The 14,092-nt window shown below is 72.2% G+C and carries 11 protein-coding genes; 8 read left to right on the forward strand and 3 right to left on the reverse strand.

Going from position 1 to position 14,092, the window contains the following annotated elements:
• The first annotated feature begins 363 nt into the window (after nt 1-363).
• On the forward strand, nt 364-1,545 hold the full coding sequence (locus ABT345_RS29920) for a polyamine ABC transporter substrate-binding protein (RefSeq protein ID WP_345080134.1): 1,182 nt from the start codon (nt 364-366) through the stop codon (nt 1,543-1,545).
• A gap of 284 nt (nt 1,546-1,829) precedes the next feature.
• Here ABT345_RS29920 and ABT345_RS29925 read toward each other — a convergent pair whose 3' ends face one another.
• Both ABT345_RS29925 and ybiA read right to left on the reverse strand, forming a co-directional pair.
• Nucleotides 1,830-2,852: an adenosine deaminase gene (locus ABT345_RS29925; protein WP_345080131.1), complete on the reverse strand. Its 1,023-nt coding sequence runs from the start codon at nt 2,850-2,852 to the stop codon at nt 1,830-1,832.
• A 344-nt stretch (nt 2,853-3,196) separates the two neighbouring features.
• Nucleotides 3,197-3,808 carry a riboflavin biosynthesis intermediates N-glycosidase gene (gene ybiA, locus ABT345_RS29930; RefSeq protein WP_386459045.1) on the reverse strand — a complete coding sequence of 204 codons (612 nt, stop codon included), beginning with the start codon at nt 3,806-3,808 and terminating at the stop codon, nt 3,197-3,199.
• 200 nt (nt 3,809-4,008) lie between these two features.
• Here ybiA and ABT345_RS29935 point away from each other — a divergent pair, with 200 nt between their 5' ends.
• The 7 genes from ABT345_RS29935 (at nt 4,009) to ABT345_RS29965 (ending at nt 12,932) form a co-directional block, all read left to right on the forward strand.
• Nucleotides 4,009-5,526 carry a gamma-aminobutyraldehyde dehydrogenase gene (locus tag ABT345_RS29935; protein WP_345080128.1) on the forward strand — a complete coding sequence of 506 codons (1,518 nt, stop codon included), beginning with the start codon at nt 4,009-4,011 and terminating at the stop codon, nt 5,524-5,526.
• 875 nt (nt 5,527-6,401) lie between these two features.
• Nucleotides 6,402-7,652 carry a polyamine ABC transporter substrate-binding protein gene (locus ABT345_RS29940; RefSeq protein ID WP_345080125.1) on the forward strand — a complete coding sequence of 417 codons (1,251 nt, stop codon included), beginning with the start codon at nt 6,402-6,404 and terminating at the stop codon, nt 7,650-7,652.
• Between the two features lie 121 nt (nt 7,653-7,773).
• Entirely contained in the window at nt 7,774-8,934 is a 1,161-nt protein-coding gene (locus ABT345_RS29945) for an ABC transporter ATP-binding protein (RefSeq protein WP_345080122.1), read from the forward strand.
• The gene (locus ABT345_RS29950; RefSeq protein ID WP_345080118.1) at nt 8,931-9,863 is read left to right on the forward strand and encodes an ABC transporter permease; all 933 of its coding nucleotides are present in this window, start codon (nt 8,931-8,933) and stop codon (nt 9,861-9,863) included. The genes ABT345_RS29945 and ABT345_RS29950 overlap by 4 nt, the downstream gene beginning before the upstream one ends.
• On the forward strand, nt 9,863-10,702 hold the full coding sequence (locus tag ABT345_RS29955) for an ABC transporter permease (protein ID WP_345080115.1): 840 nt from the start codon (nt 9,863-9,865) through the stop codon (nt 10,700-10,702). Before ABT345_RS29950 ends, ABT345_RS29955 begins: the two co-directional genes overlap by 1 nt.
• A 5-nt stretch (nt 10,703-10,707) precedes the next feature.
• Nucleotides 10,708-12,132, forward strand: coding sequence for an NAD(P)/FAD-dependent oxidoreductase (locus ABT345_RS29960; protein ID WP_345080112.1), 1,425 nt, complete (start codon nt 10,708-10,710; stop codon nt 12,130-12,132).
• 347 nt (nt 12,133-12,479) lie between these two features.
• Complete coding sequence (locus ABT345_RS29965) at nt 12,480-12,932, forward strand: bifunctional DNA primase/polymerase (RefSeq protein WP_345080109.1); 453 nt, start codon at nt 12,480-12,482, stop codon at nt 12,930-12,932.
• A 198-nt stretch (nt 12,933-13,130) separates the two neighbouring features.
• On the opposite strand, the gene ABT345_RS29970 is transcribed toward ABT345_RS29965, so the two are convergent.
• On the reverse strand, nt 13,131-13,829 hold the full coding sequence (locus ABT345_RS29970; RefSeq protein WP_345080106.1) for a phosphatase PAP2 family protein: 699 nt from the start codon (nt 13,827-13,829) through the stop codon (nt 13,131-13,133).
• Between the last annotated feature and the right edge of the window lie 263 nt (nt 13,830-14,092).

Consider the following 14,092-nt stretch of genomic DNA (forward strand, 5'->3'; position numbering starts at 1 on the left):
GGGCAGGGCCTGGGGCGCGGAGTGCTGCGTTCTGGGCCCTGTTCGTTGTGGGGGTGGGGGCGTGGGGCGCGGTCGGGGGCGAGGGCGTGCCTCGTGGGGTGGGCGGCATGCGCGACGCCCATGCGGAGCCGACGTGCTGCGCCCCATGCAGGGCCGACGCGGCGCGTCCCATGCGTGGCGCCATGCGGGATCGGAGCGCTCCGTCCCATTCCCTCCGCCCCGTGCGGCCCCGCCCCATGCGGTGCGCCCCATGCGCAGTGCCCCACGCAGCCCCGCGCCCGGCAGACCGTCGCGGGTGGGGGAGCGGCAGTTGACGTTCTGTCGGCTTGCCGTCGTCGTCCGTGAGGCGTGAGAGTGCACGCCATGTCGGAACTCACGCGGCGTTCGCTGCTCCGGGGCACTGTCGGAATCGGTACGGCGGCGGCACTGGCCGGCCTCGCCGGATGCGGTGTGCCGCCCGCCTACGTACGGGCCGCCGATCGCGCGGCCCCGGACCGTTCGGCGGCCGACCACCGCCTCGTCTTCGCCAACTGGCCGCTGTACATCGACGTCGACGACCACGACACGCAGCGCCGGCCCACCCTCGACGCGTTCCGGCGGCGGACCGGGATCTCCGTGACGTACACCGAGGAGATCAACGACAACGACGAGTTCTTCGGCAAGATCGGCCCCGCGCTGATGAACCACCAGCCCACGGGGCGCGACCTGGTCGTCATCAGCGACTGGATGTGCGCGCGCTACGTCCGTCTCGGCTGGGTCCAGGAAATGGACCGCACGGCGCAGCCGCACGTCTCCCGCAACCTCGACCCGCAGCTCGCGTCCCCACCGTTCGACCCCGCCCGCAGGCACAGCGTGCCCTGGCAGTCGGGCATCACCGGCATCGCCTACAACCGCCGCAGGCTGGGCCGTGAGATCCGGAGCGTCGCCGACCTGTGGCACGACGACCTTCGCGGCCGGGTCAGCCTGTTCTCCGGGATCGACGAGGCGTTCGCCATGCTGCTCCAGGGCGAGGGCGTCGACATCACCCGCTGGCGGGCCGACGACTTCCACCGGATGACCGACCGACTGCGCCGGCTCGTCGCACGGGGGCACATCCGCCGGTTCACCGGCAACGACTACATCAAGGACCTCGACTCCGGCGACGTGATCGCCGCCCAGGCGTACTCCGGCGACGTCATCCAGCTGAAGGCCGACAACCCGGACATCGCCTTCGTGGTGCCCGAGGAGGGCGGCGAACTGTGGGCGGAGAGCATGATGATCCCCAACCTGGCGGCCCACAAGCGCAACGCCGAGCGGCTCATCGACCACTACTACCGGCCCGACATCGCCGCCGACCTGGCCGCCTGGGTCAACTACGTCTGCCCCGTACCGGCCGCCCGCGAGGTCCTGGCCGCTTCCAAGGACAAGGAACGCGCCGCGCTCGCCGAGGATCCGCTGATCTTCCCCGACTCCGCCATGCGCAAGCGCCTCGCCACCGCCCGCGACATCACGGCGGCGGAACGCCCCGCCCTCGCGGGGGAGTGGAACGCCCTCGTGGGGCTGTGAGGGCGGCGGCGGACGGGCGGGCGTAGGGGGGCGGTGTGTCAGCGGGGCGCCGGCCCGGGGCGCGGTTGAACGCCGACGGGGCGGCGCCTCGCGTCGCACGGAGGGCGGAGCGCTGCGCGCATGGGGCGCTGCGGGGACCCGCACGGGGCCAGGGCATGGGGCCAGGGCATGAGGCTTGCCGCCCCATGCGAGGCAGCGCCGAGGGGGTGCCCCGCTTGCCGGGCGCGCCCGTCACAAGTTGTCGGGTGGGCTCCCCACCACACGGTGCGGGAGCCCGCCCCGCGTCATGCGCGCTGCGCCGCCGCGTAGGCGTCGATCTCGGCGGCGAGGCGGGCCTTGGCCGGGGCGTCCATGAAGGACGCCGTCACCGCGTTCTTGGCCAGTGCCGCGACGCCGTCCTTGTCCAGGTCCAACAGCCGTGCGGCCACGCCGTATTCGGTGTTGAGGTCGGTGCCGAACATGGGCGGATCGTCGCTGTTGACCGTGATCAGCAGCCCCGCGTCGACCATCTTCCTGATCGGGTGCTCGTCCAGCTTGCGCACCGCGCGGGTCGCGATGTTGGACGTGGGGCAGACCTCCAACGGGATGGCGTGCTCGGCGAGATGGGCCAGCAGCTTCGGGTCCTGCACGGCGCTGGTGCCGTGCCCGATGCGTTCGGCGCGCAGTTCGTGCAGCGCGTCCCAGATGGTCTGCGGCCCCGTGGTCTCCCCGGCATGCGGAACGGAGCGCAGCCCCGCCGCGCGGGCGCGGTCGAAGTACGGGGCGAACTGCCCCCGCGGCACGCCGACCTCGGGACCGCCGAGCCCGAACGACACCAGCCCCTCGGGCTGCAGGTCACAGGCGATCCGCGTCGTCTCCTCGGCCGCCGCCAGACCCGCCTCGCCGGGAATGTCGAAGCACCAGCGCAGCACCACGCCCAGCTCCGTCTCCGCGGACCTGCGGGCGTCCTCGATCGCCTCGACGAAAGCGGCGTCCGGAATGCCGCGGCTGGTCGAGCTGAACGGGGTCACGGTCAGTTCCGCGTACCGGATGTTCTGCCGCGCCATGTCGCGGGCGACCTCGTAGGTCAGCAGCCGGACGTCCGCCGCGTCGCGGATGAGGTCCACGACGGACAGATAGACCTGGATGAAGTGTCCGAAGTCACGGAAGGTGAAGAAATCGGCCAGCGCCTCGGGGTCGGTGGGGACCGCGGAATCCGGATGCCGGGCGGCGAGCTCCGCGACGATCCGGGGAGAGGCCGACCCGACGTGGTGGACATGCAGCTCCGCCTTGGGCAGGCCCGCGATGAAGGCATCGAGATCGGACAACGGTCCTCCTGGTCAGTGGCGCAGCGATGTGTGGAGACGCCCGTCATCGTATGTGGCACCCAAGCACCGTCCGAGGGTCGGTCTCACCGTGACGGAACCTCCGGAGAGGGGGAGTGGAGCGGGTGAGAAGCGACAGGAATCCGCGCCGACGCTCCCCCCCCGGGGCCCCGCTGCGGCGCCACGCCTGCGCCGCCTTCCGTCTCCTGGGCCTCCACCCGGCAGCAGCCCGTCTCCGCGGCCGCACCCGAGGGCGCCTCCCCGCCCCGTAACGCCCCTGGGACGCCGCCCGTCGCTCCTTCGGTGTCGGCGTTGTCTCCGGTGCGCTCGCCGTCCTCCCGGCGGCGTTACGACGTCTCCGCCTCCGCCTCGTCGAGCCTTCGGCGGGCCTCCATGAGGGCGAAGCCGAGGAGGTTGGGGCCCCGCCAGCGGGCCGGATCCGCGGCCCGCTCGTCGTCGGCGGCCAGGCCGATGCCCCAGATGCGGTCCAACGGGCTGGCCTCCACCAGGACGCGGCGGCGGGTGGCCCGCAGGAACTCCTTCAGGGCGGGGGCGCTGCCGAATTTGTGCACGCTGCCCTCGACGACCAGCTCGAAGCGGTGCTCCTGCCACCGGGTGTCGTCGAAACCGCGCACCGTGCGCCCCGCGGCCTTCGCCTCCCTCGGATGGCGCGCCTCGACGGCCCGCCGCTCCGCCTCGGCATCACCGAACAGCCGCGCCTTGCCCGCCATCATCCAGTGCTCGGCGGTCGCGTAGGTGACGCCGTCCACGGTGAACGGGGCGGGCCACCACTGGCTGAAGCAGCTCGGCCCGAGCGCGCCGTCGCGGCGCGGGGCGTGGCCCCAGAAGTGGACGTACCGGAAACGCCGTCCGGCGGCCACCGCCCGGCGCAGTGCGGGCAGATCGAGAGGCAGGTCGGTGGTGTCGGCTCGTGCGGTCCCCGTCGCGTCGTGCATCATGCCGGGATTCTGTCAGCGGGCACTGACAACGTGTCGGGCGCCCACCCGACGGAATTCGCAGAATTCGTCGCGTAACCAAAAGGAAACTACGGAATCCCTTGTTGGCCGCCAAGTGCTCTGCCAGGATCGGCCATCATTTCCGCAATGAGCTACGCCCGGTCGTGCCGTGGAACGGCTCTGGACCGGCTCAGGAGAGCACCATGGATCAGCGATTCGATGTGTCCGAGCGGTTTGCCGAGGGTGCGCAATTCATCGACGGACGGCTCCGGAGCGGCACCTCGGGCCGCACCCAGGCCGTGGTGGACCCGGCGACCGGCGAGCAGATCCACACCTACGCGCTGGCCGGCTCCGGCGACGTGGACGCCGCGGTCGACGCCGCGCGCCGCGCCTTCCCCGCATGGAGCGGCGCCACCCCGGGAGAGCGCTCCGACACGCTGCACCGCTTCGCCGCGGCGCTCGCCGAGGACTCCGCCGACCTCGCCTTTGCCGAGTCGCTGAACTGCGGAAAGCCCCTCAAGCTCAGCGAGGAGTTCGACGTACCGGGCTCCGTCGACAACGCGGCGTTCTTCGCCGGGGCCGCCCGTCACCTGGAGGGCAAGGCCGCGGCGGAATACAGCCCGGACCACACCTCCGCCGTGCGGCGCGAGGCCGTCGGAGTCGTCGGCTCCATCGCGCCCTGGAACTACCCGCTCCAGATGGCGGCGTGGAAGGTGCTGCCCGCGCTCGCCGCCGGAAACACCATCGTCCTCAAGCCCGCCGAGATCACCCCGCTGACCTCCCTGATGTTCGCGCAGGCCGCCAGCCGCGCGGGGCTGCCCGACGGGGCCTTGAACATCGTCTCCGGCGCGGGGCGGGACGCCGGCGAACACCTCGTCGGTCACCCCGACGTCGCGATGACGTCCTTCACCGGCTCGACCGCCGTCGGCAAGCGCGTCGCCGAGGTCGCCACGGCCACCGTCAAACGCCTCCACCTCGAACTGGGCGGCAAGGCCCCGTTCGTGGTCTTCGACGACGCGGACCTGGAGGCGGCCGTGCACGGGGCGGTCGCCGGCGCCCTGATCAACTCGGGTCAGGACTGCACCGCGGCGACCCGGGCGTACGTCCAACGCCCCCTGTACGACGCGTTCGTGGCCGGCGTCGCCGACCTCATGGCGACGGTACGGCTCGGCGACCCCTTCGACCGCTCCACCGACCTCGGCCCGCTGATCTCGCACACCCAGCGCGACCGCGTCGCCGGGTTCGTCGACCGGGCCCGCGCCTACGCCACCGTCGTCACCGGCGGCGAGGCGCCCCAGGGCACCCTGGCGAAGGGCGCTTACTACCGGCCCACCCTGATCACCGGCGCACCCCAGGACAGCGAGATCGTCCAGTCGGAGATCTTCGGACCGGTGCTCGTCGTGCTGCCCTTCGACAGCGACGACCAGGGCATCGCACTCGCCAACGACACCCCCTACGGCCTCGCCGCCTCCGCATGGAGCCGGGACGTCTACCGCACGGGGCGCGCCACCCGCGAGATCAAGGCCGGTTGCGTGTGGGTCAACGATCACATCCCGATCATCAGCGAGATGCCGCACGGCGGCGCCAAGGCATCCGGCTACGGCAAGGACATGTCCGCCTACTCCTTCGAGGAGTACACGCAGGTCAAGCACGTCATGTACGACATCACCGGGACGGCGAGGAAGGACTGGCACCGAACCGTCTTCGGGGACCGGGCGTAACCCGCCACGGGGCGGGTGGCCCGGGGCGCGCCGCGGAACGTGCGCCCTGGGGCGCTTGCCGCAGGGCATGCCGATCGTGGCGTTCGTCGGCGTGGTGCGCGCCGCATGGGGCGGGCGAACCATGCGGGTGTCCTGCACGAGGGTTGTCCCGGGTCCCGGGCATGGGGCGGCCTTCGTGCCGCTGTCCCGGGGCGTGCGCATCAGGCGGTGCCCTCAGGCCTCGCCTATGGGGTTCGTCCTCGGGCCGGCCCGGGGGGGGCTTTCCGGCGCCCCGGGCGCGGGTGCTGCGCATGGAGCGCCCTGCATGGGGCGTCCCGTATGAGGCACGAGCGGCGGGGCGCCGACGCCCCGCCAGGCGGTCCGGCTCCGACCCGGCTCAGGCCGTATGGGCGAGGGCGGCCGGCCGACGACGCGCCATGCGGGTGGTTTCCGCACCGTGGCCGGCCCCGCGCCCCATGCCCCTGCCGGCCGTGCCGACGCGGCCCCGGCCCACCGTCGGGACCCGGAGCCCCAGCCGCATGGAGCCCCACGCGAGAGCCGCATGGAGCCCCATGGGAGCGGCGCCCCGTCCCGCGCCCCATGCACGCCGCCCCGTCCCCCGTGCATGGGGCGGCACGAGCCCAACGAGCAGCCTCCGGCGCCCGCCACCCGGCCCGTACCACCACAGGCACCGCACCGGCACACCTCGTGCACGCCGCATCGAGCACCCCGCCCGGTGCGTGCCGGTCACCGTCACCCCTGCGCCACCGCACCACCCCACGAAGAACCTCCGCATGACGCCCGGCACCATGCCCGTACGCTCCCCGGCCGCGGGCGCCGCGCCGCAACGTCAGTACCGGCACCATGCCGGTCCACCTGGAAAGGGCCACCCGCGCATGGAGCACCACCCGCACCAGCCCGCCCCGCTCTCCCCGCCCGAGGTTGCCGCGGTGCGCCGCAGCGTGCGCAGCGGCCGGCTCGCGATGAGCCGCCGCTCCGTGCTGCGCGCGAGCGCCCTCGCCGCGACCGCGCTCGGCGGCTCGTTCGCCCTGTCCGCATGCGGCATCCCGCCCGCCGGCCGCACCGACGCGGCCCGAACCCCTGACCACTCGGCCACGGAGATACGTCTCGCCTTCTCCAACTGGACCGAGTACATGGACGTCAGCGACGACGGCAGGCACCGGCCCACCCTGGAGGCGTTCACCCGCCGCACCGGCATCACCGTCAGGTACACCGAGGACATCAACGACAACGACGAGTTCTTCGGCAAGATCCAGGCCCAGCTCGCGGCGGGCCAGGACACGGGCCGCGACCTGGTCGTGCTCACCGACTGGCTCTGCGCCCGGATGATCTCCCTCGGCTGGGTCCAGCGGCTCGACCCCGCCCACCTCCCGCACGCCACGGCGCACCTCGCCGAGCAGTTCCGCCGCCCCGCCTGGGACCCCGACCGCGCCCACTCCTACCCCTGGCAGGGCATCCCCGCGCTCATCGCCTACAACAAGAAGGCCACCGGCGGCCGCACCGTCGACTCCGTCAGCCAGCTGCTGGACGACCCGCGTCTGAAGGGACGCGTCGGGTTTCTCTCCGAGATGCGCGACAGCGTCGGGCTGACCCTCCTCGACATGGGCAAACACCCCGAGGACGTCACCACCGCCGACTACGACGCGGCCCTCGCCCGGATCCGTCAGGGCGTCGACCGGGGACAGATCCGCCGTTTCACCGGCAACGACTACACCACCGACCTCGACAAGGGCGACCTCGCCGCCTGCATCGCCTGGGCCGGCGACATCGTCCAGCTCCAGAAGGACAACCCGGACATCGCCTACGCCGTACCCAAGGCCGGCTACATGATCTCGTCCGACAACTTGATGGTCCCGAACGGGGCGCGCCACAAGCGGAACGCGGAACGTCTCATCGACTACTACTACGAGCCCAAGGCCGCCGCCCGGCTCGCCGCATACATCAACTACACCTGCCCCGTCGACGGCGTACGCGATGAACTCGCAAAGATCGACAAGGGGCTGGCGGACAACCCGCTGATCCTGCCCGACGAGGAGATGGCCGCACGGTCCCACGCCTTCCGCGCCCTCACCACCGAGGAGAACAAGGAGTACGCGCGGAAGTTCTCCGACCTCACGGGCGCCTGACCCGCACGCCCCATGGGGCCCCGCGGGCCGCGCCCCATGCACGGCCTCCCCGCCCCGCCCCGCGGCCCCATGCCCCTGCCCCATGCGCCGCTTCGACCTCCGAGACACGGGACGACCGAACATGACGAAGACCGCAAGCCCCCAGAGCGGCAGCGGCGGCGACGTCCGCCTGCGCCGGATCAGCAAGACGTACGGCTCCTTCACCGCCGTCCACCCGCTCGACCTCACCGTCCCCGCAGGCTCCTTCTTCGCCCTCCTCGGCGCGTCGGGCTGCGGCAAGACCACCACCCTGCGGATGATCGCCGGCCTGGAGGACCCGACCACCGGCACCGTCGAACTCTCCGGCGAGGACGTCACCGCCCTGCCGCCCTACAAGCGCCACGTCAACACCGTCTTCCAGAACTACGCGCTCTTCCCGCACCTCGACATCTACGAAAACGTCGCGTTCGGACTGCGCCGCCGCGGCATCAAGTCCGTGAAGAAGCAGGTCGAGGAGATGCTCGACCTCGTGCAGCTGGGTCCCATGGCGCGCCGCAGGCCGCAGCAGCTCTCCGGCGGCCAGCAGCAGCGCGTCGCGGTCGCCCGCGCCCTGATCAACCACCCCCAGGTGCTGCTCCTCGACGAACCGCTCGGCGCCCTCGACCTCAAACTCCGCCGTCAGATGCAGCTCGAACTCAAACGCATCCAGACCGAGGTCGGCATCACGTTCGTGCACGTCACCCACGACCAGGAAGAGGCCATGACGATGGCCGACACCGTCGCCGTGATGAACGGCGGCCGCGTCGAACAACTCGGCGCCCCCGCCGACCTCTACGAGAACCCCGCCACCACCTTCGTCGCCAACTTCCTGGGCACCTCCAACCTCATCGAGGCCGAGGTCACCGGCGCCGACGGCGACGATCTGCTGCTGCGCGCCGCCGACCGCGCACTCCGCGTTCCGGCCCGCCGCTGCCCCGGCGCCGCCCGCCCGGGGGGCAAACTCCTCGCCGGGGTCCGCCCAGAGAAGATGGCCCTGGCCCACCCCGGCGACGCCGTACCCGAGGCCCACAACCGGCTGCCCGGACGCATCAAGGACGCCGCGTTCATCGGCGTCTCCACGCAGTACCTCCTCGACGTCCCCGGCGTCGGCGAACTCGCCGTCTACGAGCAGAACATCGCCCGCGACGGCCGCCTCGTGCCCGGCGCCGACGTCGTCGCGCACTGGAGCGGCGCGCACACCTTCGGCCTTGACGCCGCTCAGGACATCAGCGCCGGCGCCGACGCCGACGAGGAGGCCGCATGAGCACCGTCACCGAGGCTCCCGCGCCCGCCCCCGAGGACGCACCGCCCGAGGTCCGCACGGTGCCGCTGCGCAAACGGCTCGTCCCGTACTGGCTGCTGCTGCCCGGCATCGCCTGGCTCGTCGTCTTCTTCGCCGCCCCGCTCGTCTACCAGGCGTCGACGTCGCTGCAGACCGGCTCGCTGGAGGACGGTTTCCGCGTCACCTGGCACGTCGCCACCTACTGGGACGCGCTCGTCCAGTACTGGCCGCAGTTCGTCCGCTCCGTGCTCTACGCCGCCACCGCGACGGGGCTGTGCCTGCTGCTCGGCTACCCGCTCGCCTACCTCATCGCCTTCAAGGCGGGACGGTGGCGCAACCTGGTGATGATCCTCGTCATCGCCCCGTTCTTCACCAGCTTCCTCATCCGCACCCTCGCCTGGAAGACGATCCTCGCGGACGGCGGCCCCGTGGTGGGCGCCTTGAACGCGCTCCACGTCCTGGACGTCACCAGCTGGCTGGGGCTCACCGACGGCCACCGGGTCCTCGCCACCCCGCTCGCCGTGGTCTGCGGCCTCACCTACAACTTTCTGCCGTTCATGGTCCTGCCGCTCTACACCTCGCTCGAACGCATCGACCCGCGGCTGCACGAGGCCGCCGGCGACCTCTACGCCCGCCCCGCCACCACCTTCCGCCGTGTGACGTTCCCGCTGTCCATGCCCGGCGTCGTGGCCGGCACCCTGCTGACCTTCATCCCCGCCACCGGCGACTACATCAACGCCGAACTCCTCGGCTCCACCGACCAGAAGATGATCGGCAACGTCATCCAGTCGCAGTTCCTGCGCGTCCTGGACTACCCCACCGCGGCCGCGCTCTCGTTCCTTCTCATGGCGGCGATCCTCGCCATGGTCACCTTCTACATCCGCAAGTCCGGGACGGAGGACCTGGTCTGATGACCGTCCACGAGACCACCGACGCCGCCCCGTGCGCCCGCATCGTGCGGCGCCCCGGAAAGCTCCGCCGCCACCTCGTCACGATCGCCGGACTGTGCACGCTGGCCTATCTGGTCCTGCCCAACGTCATCGTCCTGATCTTCTCGTTCAACAAGCCCAACGGCCGCTTCAACTACCAGTGGCAGCGCTTCTCGACCGACGCCTGGACCGACCCGTGCGGCGTCGCCGACCTCTGCGGCTCCCTCGGCCTCAGCCTGCGAATAGCCGTCTGGGCCACGCTCGGCGCCACCGCCCTAGGCACCATGATCGCGTTCGCGCTGGCCCGCTACCGCTTCCGCGCCCGCTCCACCGTCAACACCCTGATCTTCCTGCCGATGGCGATGCCCGAGGTCGTCATGGCCGCCTCGCTGGCCACCCTCTTCCTCAACATGGGCATCCAGTTCGGCTTCTGGACGATCCTCATCGCCCACATCATGTTCTGCCTGAGCTTCGTCGTCACCGCCGTCAAAGCCCGCGTGATGAGCATGGACCCGCGCCTGGAGCAGGCCGCCCAGGACCTCTACGCCACCCCCGTACAGACCTTCCTGCGCGTGACGCTGCCGATCGCCGCCCCCGGAATCGCCGCGGGAGCGCTGCTCTCCTTCGCGCTCTCCTTCGACGACTTCATCATCACCAACTTCAACGCCGGCTCCACCGTGACCTTTCCCATGTTCGTCTGGGGATCGGCACAGCGGGGCACGCCCGTTCAGATCAATGTCATCGGTACGGCGATGTTCCTCATCGCCGTCGTGTGCGTCGTCGTCGGCCGGCTGGCCGGCGCACGCAGAAAGAGGAGCTGAGAACCATGGCACGAGCTGCCATGAACGCCCCGTCCCCCGTCCACGCCCTCGCGGACGCCACCCCCGCCCCGTTCTGGCTCGACGACCCCGACCGCCCCGCCGCACTGCCCGCCCTCACCGGCGACACCCACTGCGACCTCCTCGTCGTCGGCGGCGGCTACTCGGGACTGTGGACCGCGCTGCTCGCGAAGGAACGCGATCCGCACCGCGACGTCCTGCTGATCGAGGGCGCCGAAACCGGCTGGGCCGCCTCCGGACGCAACGGCGGCTTCTGCGCCGCCTCCCTCACCCACGGCCTCGGCAACGGCCTCGCCCGCTGGCCCGGCGAACTCGCCCGCCTCGAAGAACTCGGTCTGCGCAACCTCGACGCCATCGAGGACACCGTCACCCGCCACGGCATCGACTGCGCCTTCGAACGCACCGGTGAGATCGACATCGCCACCCGGCCCCACCAGATCGCCGAACTCCAGGAGACGGCGGAGGACGCCGCCCGCCTCGGCCACGGGGACCGCTACACCTTCCTCGACCGCGACGCCCTGCGCGCCGAGGTCGACTCACCGACCTTTCACGCCGGTCTCTGGGACCGCGACGGGGTCGCCATGCTGAACCCGGCGCGCCTCGCATGGGGCCTGAAACGCGCCTGCCGCGACCTCGGCGTCCGCTTCCACGAACACACCCGCGCCACGGACCTCGCCCCGTACCGCGGCGGCATGGCCGTGCGCACCCCGTACGGCCGCGTCTTCGCGCGCCAGGTCGCCCTCGGCACCAACGCCTTCCCGTCCCTGCTGCGGCGCGTCCACCCGTACGTCGTCCCGGTCTACGACCACGCGCTGATGACCGAACCGCTCAGCGAGGAACAGCGCGCCGCCATCGGCTGGCGCGGACGCCAGGGCCTCTCCGACAGCAACAACCACTTCCACTACTTCCGCCTCACCGCCGACCACCGCATCCTGTGGGGCGGCTACGACATCGTCTACCGCTACGGCGGCGGCGTCCGCGCCGAGTACGACCACCATCCCGCCACCTACGCCAAGCTCGCCCAGCACTTCTTCCGGTGCTTCCCCCAGCTGGAGGGGCTCCGCTTCAGCCACGCATGGGGCGGCGCCATCGACACCTGCTCCCGCTTCTCCGCCTTCTTCGGCACCGCGCACAAGGGGCGCGTCGCGTACGCCGCCGGCTACACCGGCCTCGGCGTGGGCGCCACCCGCTTCGGCGCCGAGGTCATGCTCGACCTCCTCTCCGGCGAGCGCACCGAACGCACCGAGCTGGAGATGGTCCGCAGCAAACCCCTGCCGTTCCCGCCCGAACCGCTGCGCTGGGCCGGGATCGGGATCACCCAGTGGTCGATGACCCGCGCCGACGCCCGCGAGGGACACCGCAACCTGTGGCTACGGGCGATGGACAAGGCGGGACTCGGCTTCGACAGCTGAGGTCGGGCCGGGGGAGCGGCTGAGGCGGGGCGCGGGGCCTGCTGCGTGGGGCGCGGCATGGGGCCCGCTGCATGGGGCCCACGCCCCATGCGGTGGGTGCGCCCCAGGGAGGGGCGGCCGCATGGGGCGGCGCCATTCCCCGTATGCCGACAGCCGCCGTGAGTTCGGCCCGCCTCCCCTCGGCAGGCGCCCCGCCGGAGGCCCGTTCGCGGTGTCGGCCCCACGCACCGTATTTCCGACCGCACACACCGGCGGAAAAATTGTTCCACGGACCCGTGTAAGGATGCCGCCGCCACGCCCTCTCCCCGTCGACCTGCCCGAACGGGCCGGGAGAGCGAGGAAGAGACATGAACGCCGCGGGGGCGAAGCGTGCAGTGGAGTGGCTGGTATCGGCGGCGCCCGATCCCGATGCTTGCCGGTGGGAATGGGAACGGAGCCCGCTGGGGGTGGTTCTCCTTCCGGCCGGCAGGCGGTGGGACGTGCTGATCGTCGACGGAAAACTCGGCTACCCCACCCTCGACGTCCTGACGTGGGTGACGCCCCGGCCCGGCCCCGTCCTGGCCGACTTCGGAGACTCCCGCATGGGCTTCTTCGTCCCGCCGGGCACCGCCACACGTTGGCTGGGCACCGGCATACGGGGCGTCGGCAAGGGCGCCTGGATCGTCGTCCCGTACCCGGGCCGGGCCACCGGAGGCGTCCGCTGGATCGTTCCTCCTGATGGCCGGGGTACCCTCACCGACCCCGGTCTCCTGGAACTCGCCCTGCACGAAGCAGCGGCGGTACTCGCCCGGGACACCTGACGGGATGGGTGGCGGGCGGGGCACGGGGCGCGCCGCACCATGCGGTGCGCCGTCCTCGGGGTGTCCCGTCCCGGGAGCGCGCGTCGCCCCGTCCACGGTGCGTCCCACGCAGGCATCGCCCGCACAGGACGCCCCATGCGCACGGGGCGTGCCGCGCCCGTCGGGATGCCGCACGGGGCGGTGCGGCCAGATATGAGGTCAGCGCCGCCCCGCGGCCCCGGCCTCGTACCAACGGGCGCAGACCGCCGACCAGAGCGTCAGCACCACCCCGGACAGGCACCAGCTCGCCACCACGTCCAGCGGCCAGTGATAGCCCTGCCGGACCAGCCCCACGCCGACACCGATGTTCACCAGGACGACGGATACGGCGAGGAGCGCCGCACGGGGCCCGCGCATGGCGCGGCCGGACCTCCGTCGCCGGTGCAGGAGCAACAGCGCCACGAGGCCGTAGGCGACTGCCGCGGTGGCGGCATGGCCGGAGGGATAGAACCCGTCGTGGGGCGCCCCCGCCATGCGCGGCGGCCCCGGTCGCCCGATCCAGACCTTCGCGGGAACGACGACCGCCGGTACGAGGACCATCGTGCCGAGCGCGGCGAGCGGCGGCAGCCACCACCGCACCGCCGCGGGGCGCTCCACCGTGCCTTGCGCCTCCTGCGGGCCGCTGTCCGTGCCCCGTTCGGCGCTCCGTGCACGCCGTTCGGCCCGTACGGAGCGCCAGAGCGCCGCTGCGACCGCCGTCAGGAGAACCGGCAGTGCGACGGTGGTGTTACCGAGATCCGCGAAGAACTGCGCGAGCGGTGCCGGGACGGCGCTGTCGCCGAGTGCGAGGCCGCACCGTTCGTCCAGTGCCCGCAGCGCACCGTGCGCGGCCACCTGCCAGGTGAGCAGCGCGAACACCAGCAGACAGCAGAGTGCCTGGGCGGTGTGCCGGTACGCGGGGCGCCCGGTGGCGGGGCCGCCGTGTCCGGGAAGAGAAATCGGCCGCCTCGGAACAGGGGGGGTGATTCCGAGGCGGCCGCGCGGATCGGGGTACCGCGCGCCCCGGGGGGTCTGGGGCGGGCGGCCGTCCGATCGGTGAGGATTCCCGGAGCCGGAGGCCCCGGAGTCGTGCGCGAGGGCACGGCCTGGTCGGAGCCGGTGCAGCGCCGACCGGGCGTCGC

The organism is Streptomyces sp. NPDC000404 (genome assembly GCF_040300365.1).
Classification (GTDB): domain Bacteria; phylum Actinomycetota; class Actinomycetes; order Streptomycetales; family Streptomycetaceae; genus Streptomyces; species Streptomyces ramulosus.